Consider the following 25,521-nt stretch of genomic DNA (forward strand, 5'->3'; position numbering starts at 1 on the left):
TTACCTAAATAGCATATTAAATAAAAAAATAAAAGCTCAAAAAACGAATGAATAGATTTTTGAGCCTAGAAAAATATTGTAAAAATTTAACGAAGAATTTATTTGTTTTTTAACTCAGTTCTTTGTTGTAGGTAGTTTTTTTATTCCACCATGCATATCCAATCAGTCCAATTCCAACAACTGTCATTCCTACTATTCCAATTTTCAGTCCTAACATTGGATTGTCATATAATTTGTGGTTAAACAGACCAAAAATTAAGGAAATTAATCTTGTCGGTAAAAATGCTAAACTCATTAGTATTGCCAAGTATTTTGGATTTGCATATTTTGTTGAAATCGAAAGAATTATTGGTGCAATATGAATTTCCGAAATTCCGAGAAAAACCAATGATATTAAATATGTAATTGTATGATTTTCGGTTGGAATTTCTGGAATTACAAATAAAACCCCAAATGATATTGCTCCAAAAATAAAACCAACCATTAATTTAAAAAATTGAGAACTGTAGAAAAAAGTCCAAAGAATAATTGCAACTAATGAAATAGGAAGAGTGAAAATAGAACCAATAGTTTGCCATAGACTTTTAGAGATATTCCACGCTGAAATTTCGCTGAATTGCATTTGTAAGTCAAAAATCCGAATATTTGATATTTCGTAAATACCCCAAAACACTCCAACCACAATAAAAACAATTAGAATGTTTAAAATTCTTTTGCTTATTGATGTCTCGCCTTTTTCAAACTCTTCTGAATTAAACTCTTTTGAAATAATGATTGGAACAATTGACAGTAACATCAGTATTCCAGATATTACAAACCCAATATTGTAGGCAAATTTTTCTCCAGAATAGCCAATTAATGAAATTCCAAGAAATGAGCCTAAATTTATTGCGAGATAAAAGATTGTAAATCCTGAATCCAATAATTTAGTTTTGTTCAAATATGATTTTCCAAAATTTGAAAGGATATTAGGCGTAAAAAATCCGCTACCTAAAACGACAAGAAACAAACCTAAATAAAGACCAGTTGTCGAAGGTATACACAAGCTAAAAGCTCCGATTGCTTGAATAATTCCACCAAATATAATAGCTTTTTTATTTCCAATCAGTAAGTCTCCAAAAAGTCCTCCGATAATTTGAGAAAAAACCATTGAACCTGCAAACCAGCCATATATACTTAACGCTTCAGTTCTGTCCATTTTCAGGGTTTCTCCAGTCATATACAGAACTACTAAAGCTCTGAAACCATAATAAGAAGCTCTTTCAAGCATTCGGGTTAAACTGTAATAAAAAGTCTCTATTGAGTGTTTCCGATTTTGAATTTTTTCCATTCAGTTTCTTGGGTTGGTAAATTACCCACAAGGGTTACACGAATATGCAACGTTTCAATGTTTTATATTCGTAGTTAGTGAAGTTCTAGTTTTTTTAACTTAGAAACAAACTAAATTATCCCATAATACCTATTACAAAACAAAAAAACTCACAACTTTCGTTATGAGTTTTTACTAAATATATTTTAGACTAAGAATTACTAAAATTCTTATTGTCTTTAAAACTGCTCTCTACCAGAAAAGTGGAAATTTCCTTCAATTTCTGCATTTTCATCAGAATCAGAACCGTGTACAGCATTTTCTCCCATAGAAGTTGCATATAAGTTTCTAATAGTACCTTCTGCAGCCTCTGCTGGATTAGTAGCTCCAATTAAAGTCCTAAAATCTTCTACAGCATTATCTTTTTCTAAAATTGCTGCAATAATTGGTCCACGAGTCATAAACTCTACCAATTCTCCAAAAAACGGACGCTCGTTATGCACAGCATAAAAAGTTTCAGCATCAGCTTTTGTCATTTGGGTTTTCTTTAATGCTACAATTCTAAATCCTGCAGTATTAATTTTTTCTAAAATAGCACCAGTGTGTCCGTTTTCTACAGCATCTGGTTTAAGCATTGTAAATGTTCTATTTGTTGCCATTATATTGACTTTTTTGTTTCTAATTTGATTAATGTGAAACTATTCACAAATTCGCCGCGAAATTACATAATTTTTTTAATTAAATTGTATATTCGCCACTTATGATTTTAAAAGGATTTGAAGCTCTAAAAAGCTTTCTTGTTGCGCCAAAAAATATTGTAGTAATTGGTCATAGAAACCCAGACGGAGATGCTATGGGATCTACATTGGCCTTAAAACTTTATTTTGATAAAAAAGGACATCAGGCTACTGTTGTTGTGCCAAATGAATATCCTGAGTTTTTACATTGGTTGCCAGGTTCTAAAACAACATATAGGTTCGATTGGCAAAACAGTCAGTCTCAAAGAGCTATTAATAATTCTGATATTATTTTTCTATTGGATTTTAATGCGTTGCATAGAGTAGGAACTGATATGCAAAATACCTTAGAAAAATACCCGAATGATTTTGCTATGATAGATCACCATCAGCAACCAGAAGATGTAAAATATATGTATTCTGATGTTGAGATTTGTTCCACTTGTCAAATGGTATATCAATTTATAGAAATGAATAACGATTTGCATTTAATTGATGCTGATATTGCTACTTGCTTATATACAGGAATTATGACAGATACTGGTTCTTTCCGTTTTAGATCTACTACAAGTAAAACACATAGAATTATTGCAGACTTAATTGATAAAGGAGCAGAGAACGATAAAATTCATAATAATGTATATGATGTTAATTCTTACAATAGGTTATTATTATTAGGGCAAGCCTTAAGTAATTTGCAAGTTTTGCCATCATATAAGACGGCTTATATTACTTTAACTGATGCAGAAAAAAAACGTTTTGATTTCAAAAAAGGTGATACAGAAGGTGTTGTTAACTATGCTTTATCTTTAAAAGGAATTATTTTTGCAGCTATCTTTATTGAAGATAAAGAACAAGGAATTATAAAAATATCTTTTAGATCTAAAGGTAGCTTTTCTGTAAATCAGTTTGCAAGAAACCATTTTAATGGAGGAGGACATGATAATGCGGCTGGTGGTAAATCGGATTTGCCAATGGAAAAAACGGTTACAGAGTTTGCATCATTATTACCAAAATATCACAATGAATTACAAACTTCTTATGAAAGTTAGAATTTTAATTTTTTGTTGTATTCTATGTTTTGGTTGCTCTAGAGTTGAACCAAGGAAACCAATTCATCCAAAGCCATCGACTACAATTTTACTAGAAACAATTGAAGAATCTAAAAAGTTAAATAAGTTAGAAGACGATAAAATTATCAATTTAATAAAACAAGATTCTACTAAGAAATATCAAGTTTCCCCAAATGGTTTTTGGTATTCTTACATTCGCAAAGTACAAGAGGAAATACCTTTTGCAAAAACCGGTGATGAAGTTGAAATAGAATATAATATTGCAGATTTAAAAGGAAACATTATTTATTCTAAAGAAGAATTAGGAGTTAAAAAATATAAAGTAGATAAAGAAGATTTTTTATCAGGACTTCAATCAGGAATAAAGTTGATGAAAGTAGGAGAAACTATTACATTTGTTATTCCATCCTATAATGCTTTTGGTATTTCTGGAGATGGAAATAAAATTGGAATTAATCAGTCAATTATAAGTACCGTAACATTAATAAATATTAAATAATACAAAAAAAATGAAAATTATAAAAATTATTTTAACGTTAACAGTCGTAGTATCTATGACTTCTTGTGGAAAACAAAGAAAAGAAGTAAAATCTTTAAATTCAAAAATAGATTCAGTAAGTTATGCAGCTGGTATGAGTTATGGTGTTAACATAAATAAGCAGCTTAAAAATGGTTTTGAAGAGGTAAATAAAGAGATTTTTATTCAAGGTTTCTTAAATGGTATTGATTCTTTAAATTTTTTAATGCAAGAAAAAGATATCCAAAATGTAATTACTACTTACTTTCAGAAAAAACAAGAAGCTAAAATGAAAGAACAGCAAGAAAAAGCGATTAAAGAAGCAGAAGCTAAATTTGGTCACATAAAAAAAGCTGGAGAAGAATTTTTAGCTGCTAATAAAAGCAAAAAGGGGATAAAAACTACAGCAAGTGGATTACAATATATTGTATTAAAAGAGGGTAAAGGAGATTTAGTAAAGCCAACTGATAAAGTAAAAATTCATTATCATGGAACTACAATAGATGGTAAAGTTTTTGATAGTTCTGTAGAAAAAAAGTCACCTTACACTGCAAGAGCTAATCAATTTATTCCAGGTTTTAATGAAGGATTAGCAATGATGAAAGAAGGTTCAAAATATAAGTTTTTTATTCCTTATAAAATTGCTTATGGAGCTCAACAAAGAGGCGAATTAATAAAACCTCTTTCTACATTAATTTTTGAAGTAGAAATATTAGAAATTATAAAATAATATGAATAGAACTATTTTATACATTTTAGCTTTTGTTACAATAACAGCCTGTAAGCCTACTAAGTATAATGATTTAGAAAAAGGTCTATACGCAGAAATTCATACTAATAAAGGCGATATTTTATTAGAGTTATATGCTGATAAAGTACCGATGACAGTAGCTAATTTTGTTTCTTTAATTGAAGGCACAAATAATAAACTTCACGATTCTTTAAAAGGTAAAAACTTTTATGAAGGCATTATTTTTCATAGAGTTGTTAATAATTTTGTGATTCAAGGTGGTGGTTTTACGCCAAAAGGAAGGAAACCTGCGGGTTATGTTTTTGGTGATGAATTTCCAAAAAATAAAGAAGGAGACTTGTTATATAAACACGACGATGTTGGAGTATTATCTATGGCAAATGGTGGTCCATCTACTAATAATAGTCAGTTTTTTATTACGCATAGAGCAATTCCACATTTAAACGGAAAACACTCTGTTTTTGGAAAAACAACTGTAAATCCAAATCAATTAAAAGAGATAAAAACCAAGTTTAAGGATTCAGAGAAAATTAAAAAAGCAATAGATTCAGTAAGAATGTCTGTTGTAAATTCGATTACTCAAGGAGATACTATAAACTCAATAGAAATTATTAGAGTTGGTTATAAAGCAACATCTTTTAATGCTGCTAATGTTTTTGATAATGAACTTCAAAAATTTTCAGCTAACGAAAAAGATAGAAAAGCAGAAGAGTTTAAAGTTGAGCAAGCTAGGTATACTAAATATTTATCCAAAAAAGTGAAATTTTTGGAGAAAATGGAAGAACCTATAGCTACAAAAACAGAATCCGGTTTAAGAGTTTTAATGCTGAAAAAAACTAAAGGGAAGAAAGTAGATGCTAATAAACCTTTAACTGTACATTTTACACTTTTTGTTGCAGATGGTACTAGAATTCAATCTTCTTTAGACCCAGGTATGGAGCCTTTTTCTTTAACATTAAGTGATCCTCAAAGACCAATGATAGCTGGTTTTAAAGAAGGATTACTAAAAATGAGAGAAGGTGAAAAAGCTAGATTATTTATACCTTATTATATTGGTTATGGAGAAGAAGCTTTTGGACCTTTTCCTAAAAAAGCCGATTTAATGTTTGAGGTTGAAGTTTTAAAAGTAGGTGAATAATTTGATAGAAGATATCATACAAATAGATAAAAAGCTTCTTGTTTTTTTAAATAATTTAGGAAGTGAACAATGGGATTCACTTTGGTTGACAATTACAAATCAGCTAAATTGGATTCCTTTGTTTTTACTAATTTTTTTTTTAATCATTAAAAGTTATGGTTGGAAAAGAGGTGGATTTATGATTTTGGCTATGGTAGTATTAGTCGGCGTATCTGACCAATTTACCAATTTAGTTAAAAATACTGTTCAAAGACTAAGACCAAATAATGACCCTCAGATTTACCAACTATTAAGAAATTTGATTGACCCACAGAGTTATAGCTTTATGTCTGGACATGCTACAACTTCTACTTTTTTCACCATTTTTGCAATATTGTTATTAAAAGAAAAATATAAGTATCCCTATTTTTTACTTTTATTTCCAGCATTTTTTTCTTACTCAAGACTCTATTTAGGAGTTCATTTTCCAATCGATATTATTGTTGGAATATTAATCGGAGTTATTTTTGGAAACCTCTATTTTAGACTTTATCAAAAGTTAGATAGGGTATCATTCAACTAATTTTTTATTATTAAAATATAAATATTTTGTAGCATGATAATATGCATTTAATAAACTATCCATTTGTTTTGTAATTTCAGGATAGATAGATTTATAATCTTTTACTTCTTTTTCATTTAGATTGTATAGTCCGTTAGTTTTTGTGACATTGGTTCTTGAGTAGTATAAACTATCTTTTAGTAATCCTACTGAAGGTTCTCCATTGATTTTTAGATATACAAAAGAAATATTTTTATTGCTCGAGATAGAATCCATTAGGTTGTCTCCTAAGGTATAATTCGTGTGATTAACTCTTGCGATACTGGCTAAAGTTGGAAAAATATCAGCTAGCTTTCCATTAGTATTTATAGTAGTATTTTTTACAAAATTTGGAGCATGAATAAAAAAAGGAACATGATGTGGTTGAATTTCTAAATCATATTCTTTAGAAAATAAATCTGTTCTTTTCATTGCTGTATTATGGTCTCCAAAAAATGCAAATATGGTATTCTTATAATAACCAGATTCTTTTGATCTATCTAAAAAACGTTGAATATTAAAGTCTAAATATCTTAGTGCATTAAGCTGAGCAATTGATTTAAAACCAGATTTTTCAAGCAATTCGCTACTAATTTCGCTATTAGTTAAAGGTTTATAATTTTCTTTTTTATCTGGTACTGTAAATGGCATATGGTTTGTTGCAGTTTGAATATAAGCAACAAAGGGTTTTCCTTTTTTATGTAGTTTATAAAGTTCTTTATCAGATTCTTTAAATAAATCATAATCATCTATCCCCCAAACATCAGCTCTATCTTCAATCTCATAACTACCTTCTTCAAAAATTTTTAATCCTTTTATATTCGATTGAAAAATGCCTCTAATATTTGCCCAATTTGCACTTCCTCCCAAAAAATATAGCTTCTCATATCCTTCAAATTGATCAAAAATAATTCTCTGATTTATAACCATTGGATTTCTAGAAGCAGTTTTAACATCATCGATATCTGGTAAACCTGTAACACTTGCAAAGACACTTGCAGCTGTTCCTGCTTTATGAACAAAGAAATTAGAAAAATTTAAACTTCTTTTAATGATACTATCCATATAAGGAGTACTATTTATAGGGTTTCCATAATAGCTCATTGGTTTTACACCAACAGACTCCATCATTATAATAACTAGATTCGGTTTTTTGGTAAAGGTAGAATCAAAAGCAGTTTTTCTCTCGAAAGAAATTTTATCTTTAGGTAAATCTAGGTGTCTGGCAATAACAGGGTAATATGTATTCAATTTATTAATGTCTACTCCTTCGCTACGAAAAGCAAAACTGTCAAAAAAATATAACACTGGATTTAAAGCAAATTGGTTTACTGCATTGTTTTTGGAGAAAAAAGCCTGACTCCAGCGTAATGGATAATGTGTGATGCTATTGTAAATACCGTATGACATCAGTAAAATTGTACCAATAAAATAGATAGCTTTTAGCTTTTTTGAAATGGTTTTCTTTTGACTAGAAAAATATATAAAAATGAATTTAGAAAATATAAAAATTAAAAAGCATAATATTAGTAAACCTAATAACCCCTTGTATATAGGATAACTTTCAATTAATACCTGGCTAGATATTTTAATATCATCTAAGAAACGTAAAGAAGAAGCATCTAATCGAATATTTAGATAATCATAATAACCAAAATCAAAAAGGTAGAATAGGGTTAAAACGAGATAGACTAAAACCAAGTATAGTACAGCGATTTTTTTATACGTTTTATTTTTAAAAAAACGATAATTTACTATTAAAATTAAAGACGCTAGAGGAAAAAAAGCAATTACAGATATTTTAATGTCAAAACGAACACCTAACCAAAAAGCTTTTTGTATTTCTATAGTTTGTGCTTCATCAAGTTGAGAGAAAAAAGTGTAAAAAATCATTCTAAATACTAAAGAGAATAGAAATAGAAAAAAAATATTTGTAAAAATATATTTAATATAATTGGGAATACTCTTTAGCATTTGTTAGATTTAAGTTGGCAAAGATATTTATTTTAGAATTATTAAAAATAAACTTATACTTTTTAAAATGAAAATGAATGATAAAAAGTAGAATTTAAGTAAATTTGCGGCTAACAAACCCGATAGAAAATATGAAAATTTCATACAATTGGTTACAACAATTCTTACAAGTTGATTGGGAACCTGTAAAAACAGGAGAATTGTTAACTGATTTAGGTTTAGAAGTTGAAGGAATTGAGACTAAAGAATCTATAAAAGGAAGTTTAAAAGGTGTAGTCGTAGGTAAAGTTTTAACTTGTAAACAACACCCAAATGCAGACAGATTAAAAGTTACTTCAGTTGATTTAGGTGATGAAAAACCAGTTCAAATTGTTTGTGGTGCACCAAATGTAGCTTCAGGTCAAAAAGTACCTGTTGCAACTATTGGTACAACTTTGTATGACGAAAAAGGCGATGGTTTTAAGATAAAAAAAGGAAAAATTAGAGGAGAAGAAAGTTTTGGAATGATTTGCGCTGAAGATGAACTAGGTCTTGGTATAAGTCATGATGGAATTATGGTTTTAGATAAAAAACTAAAAGTTGGAACTCCTGCTGCTGAGGTTTTTAATATAGAGGTAGATTATGTTTTCGAAATCGGATTAACACCAAACAGATCTGATGCAATGAGTCATTTTGGAGTGGCTAGAGATTTACGTGCTGGGTTAATTCAGCAAGATGAAAAATTAGAATTAATATCACCTTCAGTTAGTGATTTTCATGTAGATGAAAGAAGACTTCGTTTTGACGTTGAAGTAGAAGATAAAGATTTAGTGCCTCGTTATTGCGGAATTACAATTACTGATGTCGAAGTTAAAGAATCTCCACAATGGATTCAAAATCGATTAAAATCGATTGGTTTGGCTCCCAAAAATAATATTGTAGATATTACCAATTATGTATTACACGAATTAGGGCAACCATTGCATGCGTTTGATGCCCAGAAAATTAAAGGAAATAAAATCTTAGTAAAAACTTTAGAAGAAGGTACTAAATTTATTACTCTAGATGAAGTAGAAAGAGAATTATCATCAGAAGATATCATGATTTGTGATGCAGATTCTAATCCACTTTGTATTGGTGGAGTTTTTGGAGGATTAAAGTCTGGAGTTACAGAAAATACTACCTCAATTTTTTTAGAAAGTGCTTATTTTAACCCAGTTTCTATTAGAAAAACAGCAAAAAGACATGCTTTAAATACTGACGCTTCTTTTCGTTTTGAAAGAGGAATTGATATTAACTTGACTGAATATGCTTTAAAAAGAGCTGCTCTTTTAATAGAAGAATATGCTGGAGGAAAATTAGCATCTGATATCTCTGATTTTTACCCTGAAAAAATAGAAGATTTTCAAGTGTTTTTATCTTACGAAAATGCATATCGTATAATAGGACAAGAAATTCCGAAAGAAACGATTAAGAATATTTTAGCTTCATTAGAAATAAAAATTAATAGTGAAACAGAAGGTGGTTTAGGATTAACAATACCTTCTTACAGAACTGATGTTCAGCGTGAAGCTGATATTATTGAAGAAATTTTAAGAGTCTATGGATACAATAACATAGAGTTTTCTCATAAATTGAATACATCAATTTCTTTTGATTCTAATAAAGAAACAAAGATTGAAAATATTGTTGCCAATCAACTAAGTGCACTTGGTTTTAACGAAACTATGGCGAATTCATTAACCAAGCCAGAGTACTCAAGTTTATCTGAAAATATTAATGAAGAAGCTAATGTAGAGATGTTAAATCCATTAAGTAACGATTTAAAAGTGATGCGACAATCTTTATTGTTTAGTGGATTAGAATCTGTTGGGTATAACATTAATAGAAAAAATAACGCACTTCAGTTTTATGAGTTTGGTAAGACCTATCATAAGTACAATGAAAAATATGAAGAAAATAAGCACTTAACTCTTTTTGTAACAGGAAATCGAACAAAAGAAACTTGGAATATTGATAATAAAATTTCAGATTTCTTTTATTTAAAAGGAATTATTACTTCTTTACTTGAGAGGTTAGGAATAGATAAATCAAAATCTTCGCCTTCTAAATTGGATGTTTTTACAGAAGGGATTTCTTTAGGTTTAGGAAAAATTAAATTAGTTGAATTCGGAGTTGTAAAGCGTTCAATTTTAAAAGAATTCGGAATTAAGCAAGAAGTTTTATTTGCAGATTTTAATTGGGATGCTATCTTAAAATTAGTAGGGAATAAGAAAATTAAAGTATCAGATTTGCCAAAATTTCCAGCGGTTAAACGTGATTTAGCATTATTATTAGATGGTAAAACTGAATTTAAAGAAGTGTATAATTTAGCATTCCAGTCAGAAAGAAAACTTTTAAAGGAAGTCGATTTATTTGACGTTTACCAAGGAGATAAATTACCAGAAGGTAAAAAATCTTATGCAATAAGTTTCTTATTACAAGATGAATCAAAAACATTAGAAGACAAACAAATAGATAAAATAATGCAAAAATTACAGCAATCTTTTGAAAAGAATTTAAATGCTGTTTTAAGATAATTCTATAGCTCCTTGGTTGGAGCTTTTTTTATATTTAAATATATGTACAAATTATTAATACGTCCAATTTTATTTTTATTTGATCCTGAAAAGGTTCATTATTTTATATTTTCTTTAATTAGAACTTTATGTAAAATTCCTTTAATGACATCAATTTTAAGAGGATTTTATCAAATAAATGATAAAAAATTAGAGCGTAACCTTTTTGGTCTTACTTTTAAAAATCCTGTCGGTTTAGCGGCTGGATTTGATAAAAATGCAGTTTTATATAACGAACTTTCTAATTTTGGTTTTGGTTTCATAGAAATAGGAACTGTAACTCCTAAAGGACAAATTGGGAATCCAAAGAAAAGATTATTCCGCTTAAAAGATGATAAAGGAATTATTAATAGAATGGGATTTAATAATGATGGAGTTGAAGCGGCAATAGAGAACTTAAAACAAAATAAAGGAAAAGTTATTATAGGTGGAAATATAGGTAAGAACACCAATACTAAACCAGAGGATTATACGGAAGATTACCTTGAGGTTTTTGAACAATTACATCCATATGTAGATTATTTTGTACTGAATGTGAGTTGTCCTAATGTTGGAAGTCATGCTAAATTAAATGATAAAGAATATTTAGTAGAACTAATAACAGCGTGCCAAAAATTAAATAATAGCCAATTAAAGCAAAGACCTATTCTATTAAAAATTGCTCCTGATTTAAACAATACTCAACTAGATGAAATTATAGAACTAGTTGCAGAAACAAAAATTGATGGTGTTATCGCTTCAAATACATCAACGACAAGAGATAATTTAAAAGCATCTAAATCACGTTTAGATGAAATTGGTAACGGAGGTGTAAGTGGTCAACCCATTAAAAATCAAAGTACAAAAGTTATCCAATATTTAGCGAATAAATCTGGTAAATCATTTCCTATTATTGGGGTAGGAGGTATTCATTCTGCTGAAGATGCACTTGAGAAGATTAATGCTGGAGCGGATTTGGTTCAAGTTTATACTGGTTTTATTTATGAAGGACCAAGTTTGCTTAAAAAGATACATAAAGCCATTTTAGAACAATCATAATTATGATTGAAACATTGTTTTCCTTTGGAGTGGCCACTTTGATTTTAGCCATTTCACCCGGACCAGATAATATTTTTGTATTAACACAAAGTGTTGTAAACGGTAAAAAATATGGTTTAGCTACTGTTTTTGGGTTAATTTCTGGTTGTATAATTCATACAACGCTCTTAGCATTTGGTGTATCTGCAATTATTAAAGAATCAGAAAATTTGTTTTTTGCAATTAAGTTATTTGGTGCTTTCTATTTACTCTATTTGGCTTTTAAAGCTTTAAAATCGGAGGCTTCTATTGCGTTGAATTCTAATAGTGTTCTTAAGAAAACAACGTTACAATTATTTAAACAAGGGTTTACAATGAATGTTTTAAATCCAAAAGTTTCTATTTTCTTTTTAGCTTTTTTCCCCGGTTTTTTATTTAGTAAAACCCTTCCAACAGTAATTCAGTTCTATATTTTAGGTTTCTTATTTATGTTGGTTTCATTAATTGTATTCTCTTTAATTGCAGTTTTAGCAGATGTAATATCACAAAAAATTAGAAATAATACCAATATTGCATTTTACTTAAAATGGATTCAAGTTATCGTTTTTATAATGATTGCAGTTCTTATTTTAATTTAGCATTATTATAAAAAAACCTTCAATTTTTAGATTGAAGGTTTTGGGATATTCCGGTATGTAATTTTATCTTTCTCTACGTCTTCTTCCGAAGCCTCCAGATTTTCTATCTCCAGAATTTTTAGGTCGGTCAGATCTTCTGTCTAATTTTCTTTTTCCTCCTTCATCTTTTCTCCTAGAAGAACTTTCAGAATTTCTTCTTCTTCCAAAACCACCATCTTTATTTCCAAAAGGTTTTTTTCCGCGTCTTTTTCCACCACTAGAACGATCTTTTTTAGTAATTTCTACATTGACTGAACGCCCATCAAAATCTGGCTGATTTGTTGCAAATGCTTCTAAGGTTGCACTTTCAAAGTTTTTATCAACTTCAAAGAAAGAGAAAGTGTCTAAAATATCTATGGCACCAATTTCAATTTTATCACCAATATTTTGGTCATTGATTAAACCAATTAATTTCGCTGGATTAAGTTTGTCTTTTCTTCCAATATTAATAAAAAAACGACTCATGTCTTCACTACTAGATCTTCCTCTAGAATTGTCTTTTGAGGACAAATCGTTTAAATCTTTAGCGTTTTCATAATATGATAAAAAGGTGTTAAATTCTAAAGAAACAAATTTTTGAATTAATTCTTCTCTAGAAAAACTTTCTAATTTTTCGTAGATGTTAGGTAAAAATTCTTCTATTTGAGATTTATTAACTTCAATATTTTGCACTTTATCAATCAAATGCATTAATTGGTTTTGGCAAATTTCTTTTCCAGATGGTACCTTAGTTTCTACAAATTTCTTTTTAATTATTCTTTCAATAGGTCTTAATTTCCCTTTTTCTTTGTTATTTACTAAAACTATGGAAATTCCTTTTTTACCAGCTCTACCAGTTCTTCCACTTCTATGGTTGTAATTCTCTATTTGATCTGGTAATTTATGGTTAATAACGTGTGTTAAGTTATCAACATCTAAACCTCGTGCAGCAACATCTGTTGCAACTAGTAATTGAACTGTTTTTTTTCTGAATTTACCCATTACAGAATCACGTTGAGCTTGCGATAAGTCTCCATGTAGTGAATCTGCATTATAACCATCTCTAATCAAATTATCTGCTACTTCTTGAGTTTCTCTTCGAGTTCTACAGAAAATAATTCCATAAATGTCAGGATTTAAATCAGCAATTCTTTTTAAAGCAGGATAACGAGTTCTTTCTGTAACTGCATAATATTCATGACTAACATTATCTGAACCTTGATTTTTTTCACCAGAAGTTACTTCTATAGGTTTAGTCATGTAGTTTCTGGCAATAGCCTCTACCTCTCTTGGAAACGTTGCAGAAAATAATAAAGTTTGTTTAGTTTCGGGAGTTACTTCTAAAATATTATCTAGTTCTTCTTTAAAGCCCATATTTAACATTTCATCGGCTTCATCTAAAACTAACCATTCTATATTTCCTAATTTTAAAGCTCTTCTATTAATTAAGTCAACAGTTCTACCAGGAGTTCCCACAACTATTTGGGCACCTCGTTTTAGTGCTCTAATTTGCTCTTCTATGTTTGCTCCACCATAAACTGTAACAACTTTCATATTTGGTAGATATTTTGAAAAGTCTTTAATATTGTTACCAATTTGAACCGCTAATTCTCTTGTAGGAGATAAAATTATAGCCTGTGTGTTTTTGTTATCGGAATCTGCTAATTGTAAAATAGGTAAACTAAAAGCTGCAGTTTTTCCTGTACCAGTTTGTGCAAATGCCTTTAAATCGTCTGTAGATGATATAATTTGTGGAATTGCTTTTTCTTGAATAACGGTAGGTTTTTCGTAACCTAAATCCGCCAATGCTTTGTTTATAGGCTCTTTTAAGCCTAATTCTAAAAATGTTGACATTACTGTGTTTTTGTGGATTCACAGAACGCCCACCTGCAAACCCGTTTATAATTCGGACTGATTTTTTACGAGTTACCCCATAAAATTAAAATCGTGCAAATGTACATTAAATAAAATAGATACTACTCGCTAATTAATTCTTTTAGCTGATTGTAAATTTTTCTGGAAGAAATAGATGCATATCCATTTTGGACAATTCCTTTTTTGTCAATAATAATAGAACGAGGCATTTTACTTGTTAGAAAATTATTTGCTTCGCTTGTAGCATCTATGTAGAATTGATTTTTTATATCTAACTTATGAATTCTATCTTTCGAATTTCCGTCAATTTTTATTTGTATAAACTGTATGTCTGGAAATTTTTTTGATAAATAGTTCATTCTTGATGAAATATACATTGGAGAAACATATTCAGGATTCCAAAAGAATAAGAAAGAATTTTTATTTTTTATAATTTTATGAATGCTTTGTTTTCTTTCATTAAAATCATATACCTGAAAATTATTTATTTTTTTTCCTTTGTGAACAGCTTTATTATCTGTTAGTAAGAGTCTAACATGGTTTTTGTCTTCATCACTAGTACTTAATTCAAAATAGGTGTTGAATGCATCTTTGTTTACATCACAACTAGATTTTCTATAAAAATGCCCAATTACGGTTTGCTTTAAAAAAGCATTTTTAGATTTTTTGGACGATATTTTAGTATCAATAGTGTTTAATAAATCTTTAGTAAAATCTGAAGAGTATTCATTTGCCATGGGTTTATGACCTAATGAATATGTAGAATTATATAAATAGTTTCTAACATATTGAGTGTAAGGAGGATAATACATCAAAGAATCTTTATTAATATTTACTACTTTTCTGTGTTTGAAAAATGTTTCATCTAAATCATGAAAATCTTTTTTGTTAGAATATTTTAAATGAACTATGGGGTATCTTTCTATACGTGCATATATAGGATAAGTTAGAGCTACATTTAATACAGTATTAAAACCAGAGGTTTCATCTGGGTGCTCTGTGATATATTCTTTGTATGTAATATCTTTTAAAAATAAAATTGAATCAGTTTTTTCCTTGAATTCTCTAGGTTCTAAATGATTCAATTTGTAAAACACTTTGTTATCCTTTTCATCTTCTAAAAAACAATCAATTAAGATATTATTTCTTTCAGCCCCTTTACCTGCAAAAACCAAAGATTCATCAAAATCCCATGTGTTTAAACGTAACATTAAACTGTCTTTTGGTTCTAAATAAATATATTGATTTTCGATTCCATGAACAAAATAGTATAAACCTTCGCTAATATTCTTAAACCTCCCTAAAAAACGATTATTATTATCTAGAAATAGCGTATCAATAACCTTATCCATAGCATAAAGAATAACATGATTCGTTTTTGGATTAATAATCTTACCGCCAAAAAATGTGTGCGAATCTTTATCTGATTTGCAACCTATTATGGCGTTGAAAATAATAATATAAAAAAGTAAGTGTTTTATCATTTAAAAATATACATTTCTGCAATCACAAATTTAACTATTCAAGGAAGCTATTCTTGTTAATTCGTTGTTAAAATAGTTCTTAAAAAACTATATTTTTTTGTAAAAAACGGTTTAAAATACTAATAGAAAAGAGAAATCTAATTTGTACTTTTGCAGCAAATTTTAAAAAAGTATTATGTTATCAGTTTCTAACTTATCTGTACAATTTGGTAAACGTGTTTTGTTTGATGAAGTAAATACCAAGTTCCTAAATGGAAATTGTTATGGAATAATTGGCGCAAATGGAGCAGGAAAATCTACCTTTCTAAAAATTCTTTCAGGCAAACAAGAACCAACATCTGGTCAGGTACACTTAGAACCTGGTAAACGTATGTCTGTTTTATCTCAAAACCATAATGAATTCGATGAATTCCCTGTGTTAGAAACAGTGGTAATGGGTAATAAAGATTTATTTGACATAAAAAAACAAATCGACGAATTGTATGCTGATTATACTGATGAAAATGCTGAAAAAATAGGCGAGTTACAAATTGTTTTTGAAGAAATGAATGGCTGGAATGCTGATTCAGATGCAGCAGCAATGCTATCTAATTTAGGGATTTCTGAAGATTTACATTATACACTAATGAAAGATTTGGATGGTAAACAAAAAGTAAGAGTTTTATTAGCGCAAGCATTATTTGGTAGCCCAGATGTATTAATTATGGATGAACCTACTAACGACTTAGATTTCGAAACAATTGGTTGGTTAGAAAACTTTTTAGCAAATTATGATAACTGTGTTATTGTTGTTTCACATGATAGACACTTTTTAGATGCGGTTTGTACACATATTTCTGATATCGATTTTGGTAAAATAAATCACTATTCTGGAAACTACACGTTTTGGTATGAATCTTCTCAATTAGCAGCAAAACAAAGAGCTCAACAAAACAAAAAAGCAGAAGATAAAAAGAAAGAACTTGAAGAGTTTATTCGTCGTTTTTCTGCTAATGTTGCAAAATCTAAACAAGCAACATCGCGAAAAAAAATGATTGAGAAATTAAATGTAGAAGATATAAAGCCATCAAGTAGACGTTACCCTGCAATTATTTTTAAAAGCGACAGAGAAGCTGGAGACCAAATTTTAAATATAGATGCTTTATCAAAAGATTTCGAAGGTGAAAAACTTTTTGATAAAGTAGATATTAATCTTAACAAAGGAGATAAAGTTGCAGTAATTTCTAAGAACTCTAGAGCGGTTACTGCTTTTTATCAAGTTATAATGGAAAATGAAAAAGCTAATTCTGGTAAATTTTCTTGGGGAGTTACAACAACACAATCTTATTTACCTCTAGACAATTCTTCTTTTTTTCAGAATGGAGAATTAAATTTAGTAGATTGGTTAAGACAATATGCACAGACCGAAGAAGAACGTGAAGAAGTATTTTTAAGAGGTTTTTTAGGTAAAATGATTTTTTCTGGTGAAGAAGCATTAAAGAAAAGTAATGTACTTTCAGGAGGTGAAAAAGTTCGTTGTATGTTGTCTAAAATGATGATGAAAAGAGCAAATATTTTAGTTTTAGATGAACCCACAAATCACTTAGACTTAGAATCTATACAAGCCTTAAATAACTCATTAATAAATTTTAAAGGAACTGTTTTGTTTACAACTCATGACCATGAGTTTGCACAAACTGTTGCCAATAGAGTAATTGAATTAACTCCAAAAGGTGTAATTGACAGATTAGGTACTTTTGATGAATATTTATCTGATCCAAAAATTAAAGAATTAAGAAGTAAGATGTACGCTTAGTATTACTATTTAACAAATACCCGAAAAATTTAAATTTTTCGGGTATTTAGTTTTAGGTTAATTGTACTAAACCTAGTTTACTATTATTTAGTCTTCTGTAAAGGACTAACTATTTTAACATCAGAAAAAGCAATTGCACCTTTTATAACACCATCAATAGTTTTCTTCAAAGCTTCAATCAATTGCATTTTTAATTGTGATTTATGGTAAATTAAACTTACCTCTCTAGCTGGTGGTGGGTTTGTAAATTCACGCAAATATCTTTTGTCAGTTTCGTTTATGTCTAAAGTATGTAGGTAGGGTAAAAGAGTCATTCCAAGACCCTCTTTTGATAGTTTTATTAATGTATCAAAACTTCCACTTTCTAGTTGAAAGCCTTTCTTGTTGTCAATTTTATGATTTCTACACAAGTTAATTACACTATCTTTAAAGCAATGCCCATCTTCTAATAATAGAATATCTTCCATTTCTAATTCATCAGAAGTAATATATTTATTATTAAAAAGTCTATGATTTTGAGGTATTAAACCAACGAAGGGTTCATAATATAAAGGTCTTTCTTTGATCGCTTCATTTTCTAGAGGAGTTGCTGCTATAGCAGCATCTATATGTCCATCTATAAGCTTTCTAATAATTTCTTCGGTGGTTAGCTCTTCGATAATCAACTTAACTTTAGGATATTTTTTTGTGAAATTATGTAAGAACATAGGTAATAAGGTAGGCATTATTGTTGGAATGATACCTAGTTTAAATTCACCCCCAATATATCCTTTTTGTTGATGGACAATATCTAATATTCTATTGCTTTCATCTACAACTACTTTAGCTTGTTCTACAATTTTTTTCCCTACCTCTGTAAGTTCTATAGGTTTTTTTGAACGGTTAAATATTTGAATGTCTAATTCATCTTCTAATTTTTGAATTTGCATACTTAACGTAGGCTGTGTAACAAAACTATGTTCTGCAGCTACCGTAAAATTTTGATACTCTGCTACAGATAAAACGTATTTTAATTGTGTGATAGTCATTTTGAATAAAAAATTTTGATAAAGATATTAAAACTATCAATAATAATTATAGTTTATTAAAATTATTTTCTGATAATTTTGACTTATCAAAAAAAACAATAAAATGAACAAAACAATATTAGGTTTAGACAAGCATCAAACTGCAAATTTAGTTAATGAATTAAATGGATTGTTAGCAAACTTTCAAATTTATTATCAAAATTTAAGAGGTTTACATTGGAACATAAAAGGTAAAAACTTTTTTGAATTGCATACAAAATTTGAAGAATTTTATACTGATTCTCAAGTTAAAATAGATGATATCGCAGAAAGAATTTTAACTCTACAAGGTAAGCCTTTGCATACTTTTTTAGATTATATTGATAACGCTTCAGTTCCTGTTGGTAAAAACATTTCTAATGATGTACAAGGTATAGAATTGGTTGTAAATTCGCTTTCTGAATTACTAAAAATAGAAAGAGTAATATTAGAATTATCTGATCAAGCTGATGATGAAGGAACAAACTCAATGATGAGTGATTTTATTTCTGAACAAGAAAAAACAATATGGATGCTTAATTCCTGGTTAGGATAGTTAATATATTATTAAATGAAAAAGGAACTTAAAAAAAGTTTCTTTTTCTATTTTAATTGATAACTAATTCCTATTTCAAAACCTACAATATTAAAACCACTATTCGGTTTCTGGAAATCAAAATTAGAAACATGACCAATATTAGTACCCAAATATAAAGCAGTCTTTAATGAAGTTTGATAAGTAAATCCTATAGAGCCATTTTCTATAAAAGTAAATCCTTTTGCAAGACGTTCAGTTTCTGTATCAATAACAGATAAACCAACACTGGCAGTAATCTTTAAAAAAAGGTTCTCTATAATTAACTGATTTATAGAGAATCCAAATTCTATAGAATACAAATTCATATTCTTTAATTTTGTAAAACGAAGTCTTTTTTCCTTAAAATTTTCTTCATTAGGTAAAACAAACTGCTCATTTAATAATTGATGCTTTAAAAATTGAATTTGAGGTTGAATAACTAGTTCAAAATTTAAGGTTTTCCAGTTACCAAGATTATAAAAAAACTGACTTTTAAAAGTATTGGTTGTGTAATAATAATCAGTATCATCAAACAAAAAGTTCTTCTCATTTGCATAATTATAAAGAAAACCAATCTTATTCGGTTTAAAAAAATAATTTTTATTATTTTGACTGTAAATGAAGGAACAAAAAAATAATAAGAAGAATAGAAAGCGAAAATTCATTTTTTAAGAAAACATTTTAGCAACTTTTTCTGCTTTTCTACTTTCAGTATAGTCATAAAAACCTTCACCAGATTTTAGACCTAATTTTCCTGCCGTTACCATATTTATTAATAATGGACAAGGGGCATATTTTGGGTTTTTGAATCCATGATACATCACATTTAAAATAGATAAACAAACATCTAAACCAATAAAATCAGCCAATTGTAAAGGTCCCATCGGATGTGCCATTCCTAATTTCATAACAGTGTCAATTTCATTTACACCAGCAACTCCATTATATAGTGTTTCAATTGATTCGTTAATCATAGGCATTAAAATTCTGTTAGCTACAAAACCTGGATAATCGTTAACTTCTACAGGAATTTTATGAATTGCTTGAGTAAGTGAAACAATGGTATCCATAACAGCATCTGAAGTATTATACCCTCTAATAATTTCTACTAACTTCATAATAGGTACAGGGTTCATAAAATGCATTCCAATAACCTTATCGGGTCTTTTTGTAGCTGCAGCTATTTGAGTAATTGAAATAGAAGACGTGTTGGTGGCTAATATTGTTTTTTCGTTTGAAAATTCATCTAAATTTTTAAAGATTTTTGTTTTTAAAGCTTCGTTTTCAGTAGCAGCTTCAACTACCAAATCTACATTAGAGACTCCTTCTTTTAAAGAAGTAAAAGTACTAATGTTGTTAATGGTTTGCAATTTATCAGCTTCAGAAATTTTTTCTTTTGCAACCATTCTATCCAAATTTCTAGCAATTGTATACATTCCTTTTTCTAAAGAAACTTCAGAAATATCAACTAAGTGTACTTTAAAATTAAATTGTGCAAATGTGTGGGCAATTCCATTTCCCATAGTTCCAGCACCAATAACTGCAATGTTTTTCATAAAAAAATATTAAAGATTATTATTTGGGCGTTTTAACAGGCTTTCGCTATTTGCTTTTTTTTAGAATAAAAAAAGCACTCAGTACCTAACGTATTTTTTAATTACAAAGTTGTTTAAAAACAATCAATTACCATTTGAGCAACTCTTAGTGCTTCAGTTCCTTGACTTAAACTTACAATAGGAGTTGTGTTATTATTAATAGCATCAGCAAATGTATTTAATTCATCTAAAATGGCATTGTTATTTTCTATCTCAGGATTTTCGAAATAAATTTGCTTTTTAACACCTTCTGCATTTTGTAAAATCATAGCAAATTCATCTGGATTTTTTGGGACATCTTTCATTCTCACCAATTCAGATTCTTTACTTAAAAAATTTACAGAAATGTATGCATCTTTCTGAAAGAAGCGTGATTTACGCATATTTTTCATTGAAATTCTACTAGCTGTTAAATTGGCAACACATCCATTTTCAAATTCAATTCTTGCATTTGCTATATCTGGAGTGTCAGAAATTACAGAAACACCGCTTGCGTGTACCTTTTTTACATTAGATTTTACAACTGAAAGAATAATATCAATATCATGAATCATTAAATCTAAAACTACAGGTACATCAGTTCCTCTAGGGTTAAATTCTGCAAGTCTGTGAGTTTCGATAAACATCGGATTGTCAATCTTGTCTTTTACAGCTGTAAACGCAGGGTTGAAACGTTCTACATGCCCAACTTGACCTAAGACTTTGTGATGTAAAGCTAATTTTTTTATGGTTTCGGCTTCTAAAATAGTTTTGGTAATAGGTTTTTCAATAAATATATGTTTACCTTTTTCAATGGCTTTTTTTGCACATTCAAAATGCGATAAGGTAGGAGTAACAATATCTACAACATCTACGGATTCAATTAAAGCATCAATAGAATCGAAAGATTTATAACCAAATTCTTCAGCAACATTTTTGGCATTTTCTTTAGAAGGGTCATAAAAACCTACTAACTCATATTTTTCTGATTGTTGTAATAAACGAAGGTGAATTTTTCCTAAGTGGCCAGCACCTAAAACTCCTGCTTTTAGCATAAATAATTGTTTTTGTATGTTTTCTGATTCTAAAACTGAACCACTAACAAAGATACAATTTTATGCCTATTTATTGGGATTAATTACTATTTTTAGAAACTAGAAATTTTATACTATTGAAAGATACTTCTAAACACCAAGGACTTAGAAATCAGCTTGCTAAAGTGTTACAAGCTAAAGGAATTAATGATGAAAATGTATTAAACGCAATTCGTAAAATTCCACGCCATTTGTTTATTGATAGTAGTTTTGAATCGCATGCTTATCAGGATAAAGCATTTCCAATTGCAGCTGAACAAACAATATCTCAACCTTACACAGTAGCTTTTCAGTCACAAATACTAACAATACTGAATGGAGAAAAAGTTCTAGAAATAGGTACTGGCTCTGGATATCAAACGGCAGTTTTATTAGAGTTAAAAGCTGAAGTATATTCAATAGAAAGACAACACGAATTATTTAAAAAGACCTCTTTGTTTCTGCCTAAATTGGGGTACAAGCCCAAGAAATTTATTTTTGGTGATGGCTACAAAGGTTTACCAGAAAAAGCACCATTTGATAAAATTATAGTCACTGCTGGCGCTCCTTTTGTTCCTAAACCATTATTGTCTCAATTAAAAGTGGGAGGGAAGTTGTTGATTCCTGTGGGTGATAAAACCCAAATCATGACCTTATTTATTAGAAAATCGGCTAAAGAATTCGAAAAACACGAATTAGGTGATTTTGCTTTTGTACCAATGTTGGAGAAGAAAAATTAAAGCCCATCTAAATCTTCCCAAAGGGAAGACATTGTATTTTAATTAAGTAGTTTTGAATACTGAATACTGAATACTGAATACTGAATACTGAATACTGAATACTGAATACTGAATACTGAATACTGAATACTATTCCTTAGCTCTGGTCCAATAGGCAGTTTTGCCAATTAAAGCAAATCCAATATAACCTCTAATTTTTAGTTTATTAGGCTCTTCTAATTTTATGTAGCATTTATAAATTTTTCCATTTCTTGGATCTAAAATTTTACCTCCAGACCATTCATCATCATCTTTTTCTAAACCTGTAAGTATATTTAAACCTAAAATGGGTTTGTTATTATTTTTTCCTTCACACAAATCACAAACAGCATTTTTTCTATCAGGATTTTTAATTTCTATAATTTTAGCGTAAGCTTTTCCATCTTTTTTATAAACTTCAATTACTGAATCGATTTCCCCAGTATCTTCGTTTGTTGAATGCCACTTACCAAAAATAGATTGCGCATTTATTGAAAAAGACATCGTAAAGATTAGCAGTGTAAAAAGTGTTTTTTTCATATTAATCATATTTAGCATTAAAATTATTTTCCCATTTTCCTTGAACTTTTAAAATTTGTTCAATAACGTCTCTCACGCATCCTTCACCACCTTTTTTATCAGAAATATATTTAGAAACGTTTTGAATTTCTGAAGCTGCATCATTTGGGCAACAAGGCATTCCAACTAATTTCATTACTGGGAAATCAGGAATATCATCACCCATATATAAGACATTTTCTGGTTTTAAACCATACTTTTCTGTCAACTCATTATACTGTTGAATTTTATCGTGAGCACCTAAATAAATGTCTTCAATTCCTAAATTTGCTAATCGAGTTCGTACACCTTCGTTTTTTCCGCCAGAAATAATACAAACATTTAATCCTTTGTCTACAGCCGTTTTTAAGGCATATCCATCTTTAATGTTCATATTTCTAACCAACTCTCCATTTGGCATTATGGTTACTAATCCATTGGTAAGAACTCCATCTACATCAAAAATTAAGGTAGTAATATTATGTAATAACTGTTTGTAACTAATTTCCATTTTGGATTGATTTTGTTAAGATTTGATAGATTTTTTGTTGTTTTTTATCCAACAAATCTAAATGATTTTTTATAGTTTTTTTATCGTTTCGAATTGCAGGTCCAGTTTGTGCCTTTTCTGGTGATAAGGATTCAATTTTTAATGCCGTTTCTTGAATTAAAGGCTGTAAAATTTCAAAGGGAACGTTGTGTTCTTTACAAATATCATTCCCAATTTTATAGAGATGGTTTGTGAAATTATTTACAAAAACTGCTGATACATGCAATGCTTTTCGTTGTTTAGAGTCAATTTGATACACTTTTTTACCTATTGATTTTGCTAATTTCTCAAGAATTTTATAATCGTCGTTATTTTCAGCTTCTAAACAAAATGGAACTTCAGAAAAATCTACCTCCTTATCTTTAGAAAAGGTCTGTAACATATAGAAAACACCTTTTCTTTTTGAGTTTTGTAATTCATCTATTCCGCAAGCACCAGAAGTATGCACAACCAAATATGTATTCATTTTAGATGAAACTTCTGCGATAGCATCATCAGAAACTGCAATAATGGCTATATCTGCTTGAGGAATATCCTCCAACTTTCTGGAATTGATTTGCGCAACAGCTATATTATCAGCTGTTAAAAAAGCTTTGTGTAAATGTGTGGCTACATTTCCATTTCCCACAAGTAAAACTGATATCATAAAACGAAGATATTGAAATTTTAAGAAAAGATAATTTAAGAATTGTTAATTTAGCGAATAGAAATTTATCAGATGAAAGAATCAAACAAACTAGGAATTAACACAACGTGTGTTCACGTTGGTGAAGTAAAAGACGAACAGTTTAAAGGAGCAGTTTCGCCAATATATCCTTCCACTTCTTATGCTTTTGATGGTGTAGATGTAAAACGTTATCCTCGTTATTTTAATACTCCTAACCAAGAAATGTTGCATCAAAAAATTGCAGCTTTAGAAAAAACGGAAGATGCATTGATTTTTACTTCTGGTATGGCAGCTATTTCATCAGCATTAATGGCATTTTTACAAAAAGGAGACCACGTAATAATTCAACAAGTTATTTACGGAGGTACTTATAATTTTATAGTTTCTGAATTTGATAAATACGGAATAGAGTATTCTTTTACAGAATCTGATAAAGTGGAAGATTTTGAATCTTTGATTAAAGAAAATACAAAGATTTTATACATAGAAACTCCTTCAAACCCATTATTGGGAATTACGGATATGAAAGCAATTTCTGAACTTGCAAAAAGTAAAGGAATTTTAACAATGATTGATAACACATTTGCATCACCAATTAATCAGAATCCAGTAGATTTTGGCATTGATATTATACTGCATTCCGCTACTAAATATATGGGTGGTCATTCAGATATTTCTGCTGGAGCCATTGCTGCTTCTGCAGTTCATATAGAACAAATCTGGAAAACTGCTATCAATTTTGGTGGAAATTTAAGCGATCAAACAGTTTGGTTATTGGAAAGAAGTTTAAAAACATTGAATTTGCGTGTAAAGGAGCAAACAAAAAATGCTCAAGTAATGGCAGAATATTTAGAAATCAATTCAAATATTGATTTTGTTTATTATCCAGGATTAAAAAGTCATCCACAATATGAATTGGCTAAAAAACAAATGAAAGGTTTTGGAGCAATGTTATCCTTTGAGCTTAAAGAAGGAATTGATGCAATGAAATTTCAAAGAAGTTTGCAATTGATAAAACCTTCAATGAGTTTAGCAGGATTAGAAAGTACAACAGTAAGTCCTACACAAACTACACACGCTTTGTTGAGCGAAGAAGAACGTTTAGAAAGAGGAATTAAAGATGGATTAATTCGTTTTTCAGTGGGAATTGAAGAACCAGAAGATTTAATTTCGGATATTGAACAAGCCATAAAAAAAGCGAAGATTTAAATCTTC

24 protein-coding genes are annotated in these 25,521 nt (G+C 29.2%); 12 read left to right on the forward strand and 12 right to left on the reverse strand.

Annotated features, from left to right (window positions below):
- Positions 1–109: 109 nt before the first annotated feature.
- Positions 110–1,330 carry a POT-type proton-dependent oligopeptide transporter gene (locus tag DIS07_RS12435; RefSeq protein ID WP_109405590.1) on the reverse strand — a complete coding sequence of 407 codons (1,221 nt, stop codon included), beginning with the start codon at positions 1,328–1,330 and terminating at the stop codon, positions 110–112.
- 218 nt (positions 1,331–1,548) lie between these two features.
- Positions 1,549–1,968 (reverse strand): nucleoside-diphosphate kinase, encoded by a 420-nt coding sequence (locus DIS07_RS12440; protein ID WP_109405591.1) that lies wholly within the window; start codon positions 1,966–1,968, stop codon positions 1,549–1,551.
- 101 nt (positions 1,969–2,069) lie between these two features.
- On the opposite strand from DIS07_RS12440, the gene DIS07_RS12445 reads away from it, so the two are divergent.
- The 5 genes from DIS07_RS12445 to DIS07_RS12465 are packed head-to-tail and all read left to right on the forward strand — an operon-like array spanning position 2,070 to position 6,087.
- Complete coding sequence (locus DIS07_RS12445) at positions 2,070–3,098, forward strand: DHH family phosphoesterase (protein ID WP_109405592.1); 1,029 nt, start codon at positions 2,070–2,072, stop codon at positions 3,096–3,098.
- Entirely contained in the window at positions 3,088–3,618 is a 531-nt protein-coding gene (gene gldI / locus DIS07_RS12450) for a gliding motility-associated peptidyl-prolyl isomerase GldI (RefSeq protein ID WP_109405859.1), read from the forward strand. Before DIS07_RS12445 ends, gldI begins: the two co-directional genes overlap by 11 nt.
- Positions 3,619–3,628: 10 nt before the next feature.
- On the forward strand, positions 3,629–4,366 hold the full coding sequence (locus DIS07_RS12455) for an FKBP-type peptidyl-prolyl cis-trans isomerase (protein ID WP_109405593.1): 738 nt from the start codon (positions 3,629–3,631) through the stop codon (positions 4,364–4,366).
- A gap of 1 nt (position 4,367) precedes the next feature.
- The gene (locus DIS07_RS12460) at positions 4,368–5,525 is read left to right on the forward strand and encodes a peptidylprolyl isomerase (protein WP_109405594.1); all 1,158 of its coding nucleotides are present in this window, start codon (positions 4,368–4,370) and stop codon (positions 5,523–5,525) included.
- Entirely contained in the window at positions 5,518–6,087 is a 570-nt protein-coding gene (locus DIS07_RS12465; RefSeq protein ID WP_235869140.1) for a phosphatase PAP2 family protein, read from the forward strand. Before DIS07_RS12460 ends, DIS07_RS12465 begins: the two co-directional genes overlap by 8 nt.
- On the opposite strand, the gene DIS07_RS12470 is transcribed toward DIS07_RS12465, so the two are convergent.
- Positions 6,076–7,998, reverse strand: coding sequence for an LTA synthase family protein (locus tag DIS07_RS12470; RefSeq protein ID WP_235869141.1), 1,923 nt, complete (start codon positions 7,996–7,998; stop codon positions 6,076–6,078). The genes DIS07_RS12465 and DIS07_RS12470 overlap by 12 nt on opposite strands.
- A 212-nt stretch (positions 7,999–8,210) precedes the next feature.
- Here DIS07_RS12470 and pheT point away from each other — a divergent pair, with 212 nt between their 5' ends.
- The 3 genes from pheT to DIS07_RS12485 are packed head-to-tail and all read left to right on the forward strand — an operon-like array spanning position 8,211 to position 12,331.
- Positions 8,211–10,637 (forward strand): phenylalanine--tRNA ligase subunit beta, encoded by a 2,427-nt coding sequence (gene pheT, locus DIS07_RS12475; protein ID WP_109405596.1) that lies wholly within the window; start codon positions 8,211–8,213, stop codon positions 10,635–10,637.
- A gap of 42 nt (positions 10,638–10,679) precedes the next feature.
- Positions 10,680–11,714, forward strand: coding sequence for a quinone-dependent dihydroorotate dehydrogenase (locus tag DIS07_RS12480; protein WP_109405597.1), 1,035 nt, complete (start codon positions 10,680–10,682; stop codon positions 11,712–11,714).
- A 2-nt stretch (positions 11,715–11,716) separates the two neighbouring features.
- A complete protein-coding gene (locus DIS07_RS12485; RefSeq protein ID WP_109405598.1) occupies positions 11,717–12,331 on the forward strand; it encodes a LysE family translocator in 615 nt (204 codons plus the stop codon).
- A gap of 63 nt (positions 12,332–12,394) precedes the next feature.
- Here the strand turns inward: DIS07_RS12485 and DIS07_RS12490 are convergent, their stop codons facing one another.
- Positions 12,395–14,203 carry a DEAD/DEAH box helicase gene (locus DIS07_RS12490; protein WP_109405599.1) on the reverse strand — a complete coding sequence of 603 codons (1,809 nt, stop codon included), beginning with the start codon at positions 14,201–14,203 and terminating at the stop codon, positions 12,395–12,397.
- A gap of 122 nt (positions 14,204–14,325) precedes the next feature.
- The gene (locus DIS07_RS12495; protein WP_109405600.1) at positions 14,326–15,708 is read right to left on the reverse strand and encodes a TlpA family protein disulfide reductase; all 1,383 of its coding nucleotides are present in this window, start codon (positions 15,706–15,708) and stop codon (positions 14,326–14,328) included.
- Positions 15,709–15,883: 175 nt separating this feature from the next.
- On the opposite strand from DIS07_RS12495, the gene DIS07_RS12500 reads away from it, so the two are divergent.
- Positions 15,884–17,503 (forward strand): ABC-F family ATP-binding cassette domain-containing protein, encoded by a 1,620-nt coding sequence (locus tag DIS07_RS12500; RefSeq protein ID WP_109405601.1) that lies wholly within the window; start codon positions 15,884–15,886, stop codon positions 17,501–17,503.
- 83 nt (positions 17,504–17,586) lie between these two features.
- Here the strand turns inward: DIS07_RS12500 and DIS07_RS12505 are convergent, their stop codons facing one another.
- Entirely contained in the window at positions 17,587–18,531 is a 945-nt protein-coding gene (locus DIS07_RS12505; RefSeq protein ID WP_109405602.1) for a hydrogen peroxide-inducible genes activator, read from the reverse strand.
- Between the two features lie 103 nt (positions 18,532–18,634).
- Between DIS07_RS12505 and DIS07_RS12510 the strand changes: the two genes are divergently transcribed.
- Positions 18,635–19,105, forward strand: coding sequence for a Dps family protein (locus tag DIS07_RS12510; protein WP_109405603.1), 471 nt, complete (start codon positions 18,635–18,637; stop codon positions 19,103–19,105).
- 47 nt (positions 19,106–19,152) lie between these two features.
- On the opposite strand, the gene DIS07_RS15205 is transcribed toward DIS07_RS12510, so the two are convergent.
- From DIS07_RS15205 to DIS07_RS12525, 3 genes are all read right to left on the reverse strand, one after another.
- Positions 19,153–19,791 carry an acyloxyacyl hydrolase gene (locus DIS07_RS15205; protein WP_109405604.1) on the reverse strand — a complete coding sequence of 213 codons (639 nt, stop codon included), beginning with the start codon at positions 19,789–19,791 and terminating at the stop codon, positions 19,153–19,155.
- A gap of 3 nt (positions 19,792–19,794) precedes the next feature.
- A complete protein-coding gene (locus DIS07_RS12520; RefSeq protein ID WP_109405605.1) occupies positions 19,795–20,682 on the reverse strand; it encodes a 3-hydroxybutyryl-CoA dehydrogenase in 888 nt (295 codons plus the stop codon).
- A gap of 113 nt (positions 20,683–20,795) precedes the next feature.
- Complete coding sequence (locus DIS07_RS12525; protein WP_109405606.1) at positions 20,796–21,755, reverse strand: Gfo/Idh/MocA family protein; 960 nt, start codon at positions 21,753–21,755, stop codon at positions 20,796–20,798.
- A gap of 116 nt (positions 21,756–21,871) precedes the next feature.
- On the opposite strand from DIS07_RS12525, the gene DIS07_RS12530 reads away from it, so the two are divergent.
- Entirely contained in the window at positions 21,872–22,513 is a 642-nt protein-coding gene (locus tag DIS07_RS12530) for a protein-L-isoaspartate(D-aspartate) O-methyltransferase (protein ID WP_109405607.1), read from the forward strand.
- 129 nt (positions 22,514–22,642) lie between these two features.
- On the opposite strand, the gene DIS07_RS12535 is transcribed toward DIS07_RS12530, so the two are convergent.
- From DIS07_RS12535 to DIS07_RS12545, 3 genes are read right to left on the reverse strand one after another with little or no spacing between them, the layout of a single operon-like run.
- Positions 22,643–23,071: a DUF2147 domain-containing protein gene (locus DIS07_RS12535; protein WP_235869142.1), complete on the reverse strand. Its 429-nt coding sequence runs from the start codon at positions 23,069–23,071 to the stop codon at positions 22,643–22,645.
- A gap of 1 nt (position 23,072) precedes the next feature.
- On the reverse strand, positions 23,073–23,600 hold the full coding sequence (locus DIS07_RS12540) for a KdsC family phosphatase (RefSeq protein WP_109405608.1): 528 nt from the start codon (positions 23,598–23,600) through the stop codon (positions 23,073–23,075).
- Positions 23,590–24,285, reverse strand: coding sequence for a Rossmann-like and DUF2520 domain-containing protein (locus DIS07_RS12545; RefSeq protein ID WP_109405609.1), 696 nt, complete (start codon positions 24,283–24,285; stop codon positions 23,590–23,592). Before DIS07_RS12545 ends, DIS07_RS12540 begins: the two co-directional genes overlap by 11 nt.
- A gap of 72 nt (positions 24,286–24,357) precedes the next feature.
- Here DIS07_RS12545 and DIS07_RS12550 point away from each other — a divergent pair, with 72 nt between their 5' ends.
- A complete protein-coding gene (locus DIS07_RS12550; RefSeq protein ID WP_109405610.1) occupies positions 24,358–25,515 on the forward strand; it encodes a trans-sulfuration enzyme family protein in 1,158 nt (385 codons plus the stop codon).
- The last annotated feature ends 6 nt before the right edge of the window (positions 25,516–25,521 follow it).

The sequence above is a fragment of the Polaribacter aquimarinus genome, assembly GCF_003129485.1.
GTDB classification, from domain to species: Bacteria; Bacteroidota; Bacteroidia; order Flavobacteriales; family Flavobacteriaceae; genus Polaribacter; species Polaribacter aquimarinus.

Bases quoted from the DNA above. Each gene is read 5' to 3' on its own strand.
- DIS07_RS12435 (WP_109405590.1), bottom strand. From the start codon at position 1,330: ATGGAAAAAATTCAAAATCGGAAACACTCAATAGAGACTTTTTATTAC.
- DIS07_RS12440 (WP_109405591.1), bottom strand. From the start codon at position 1,968: ATGGCAACAAATAGAACATTTACAATGCTTAAACCAGATGCTGTAGAA.
- DIS07_RS12445 (WP_109405592.1), top strand. From the start codon at position 2,070: ATGATTTTAAAAGGATTTGAAGCTCTAAAAAGCTTTCTTGTTGCGCCA.
- gldI (WP_109405859.1), top strand. From the start codon at position 3,088: ATGAAAGTTAGAATTTTAATTTTTTGTTGTATTCTATGTTTTGGTTGC.
- DIS07_RS12455 (WP_109405593.1), top strand. From the start codon at position 3,629: ATGAAAATTATAAAAATTATTTTAACGTTAACAGTCGTAGTATCTATG.
- DIS07_RS12460 (WP_109405594.1), top strand. From the start codon at position 4,368: ATGAATAGAACTATTTTATACATTTTAGCTTTTGTTACAATAACAGCC.
- DIS07_RS12470 (WP_235869141.1), bottom strand. From the start codon at position 7,998: ATGATTTTTTACACTTTTTTCTCTCAACTTGATGAAGCACAAACTATA.
- pheT (WP_109405596.1), top strand. From the start codon at position 8,211: ATGAAAATTTCATACAATTGGTTACAACAATTCTTACAAGTTGATTGG.
- DIS07_RS12480 (WP_109405597.1), top strand. From the start codon at position 10,680: ATGTACAAATTATTAATACGTCCAATTTTATTTTTATTTGATCCTGAA.
- DIS07_RS12485 (WP_109405598.1), top strand. From the start codon at position 11,717: ATGATTGAAACATTGTTTTCCTTTGGAGTGGCCACTTTGATTTTAGCC.
- DIS07_RS12490 (WP_109405599.1), bottom strand. From the start codon at position 14,203: ATGTCAACATTTTTAGAATTAGGCTTAAAAGAGCCTATAAACAAAGCA.
- DIS07_RS12495 (WP_109405600.1), bottom strand. From the start codon at position 15,708: ATGATAAAACACTTACTTTTTTATATTATTATTTTCAACGCCATAATA.
- DIS07_RS12500 (WP_109405601.1), top strand. From the start codon at position 15,884: ATGTTATCAGTTTCTAACTTATCTGTACAATTTGGTAAACGTGTTTTG.
- DIS07_RS12505 (WP_109405602.1), bottom strand. From the start codon at position 18,531: ATGACTATCACACAATTAAAATACGTTTTATCTGTAGCAGAGTATCAA.
- DIS07_RS12510 (WP_109405603.1), top strand. From the start codon at position 18,635: ATGAACAAAACAATATTAGGTTTAGACAAGCATCAAACTGCAAATTTA.
- DIS07_RS15205 (WP_109405604.1), bottom strand. From the start codon at position 19,791: ATGAATTTTCGCTTTCTATTCTTCTTATTATTTTTTTGTTCCTTCATT.
- DIS07_RS12520 (WP_109405605.1), bottom strand. From the start codon at position 20,682: ATGAAAAACATTGCAGTTATTGGTGCTGGAACTATGGGAAATGGAATT.
- DIS07_RS12525 (WP_109405606.1), bottom strand. From the start codon at position 21,755: ATGCTAAAAGCAGGAGTTTTAGGTGCTGGCCACTTAGGAAAAATTCAC.
- DIS07_RS12535 (WP_235869142.1), bottom strand. From the start codon at position 23,071: ATGAAAAAAACACTTTTTACACTGCTAATCTTTACGATGTCTTTTTCA.
- DIS07_RS12540 (WP_109405608.1), bottom strand. From the start codon at position 23,600: ATGGAAATTAGTTACAAACAGTTATTACATAATATTACTACCTTAATT.
- DIS07_RS12545 (WP_109405609.1), bottom strand. From the start codon at position 24,285: ATGATATCAGTTTTACTTGTGGGAAATGGAAATGTAGCCACACATTTA.
- DIS07_RS12550 (WP_109405610.1), top strand. From the start codon at position 24,358: ATGAAAGAATCAAACAAACTAGGAATTAACACAACGTGTGTTCACGTT.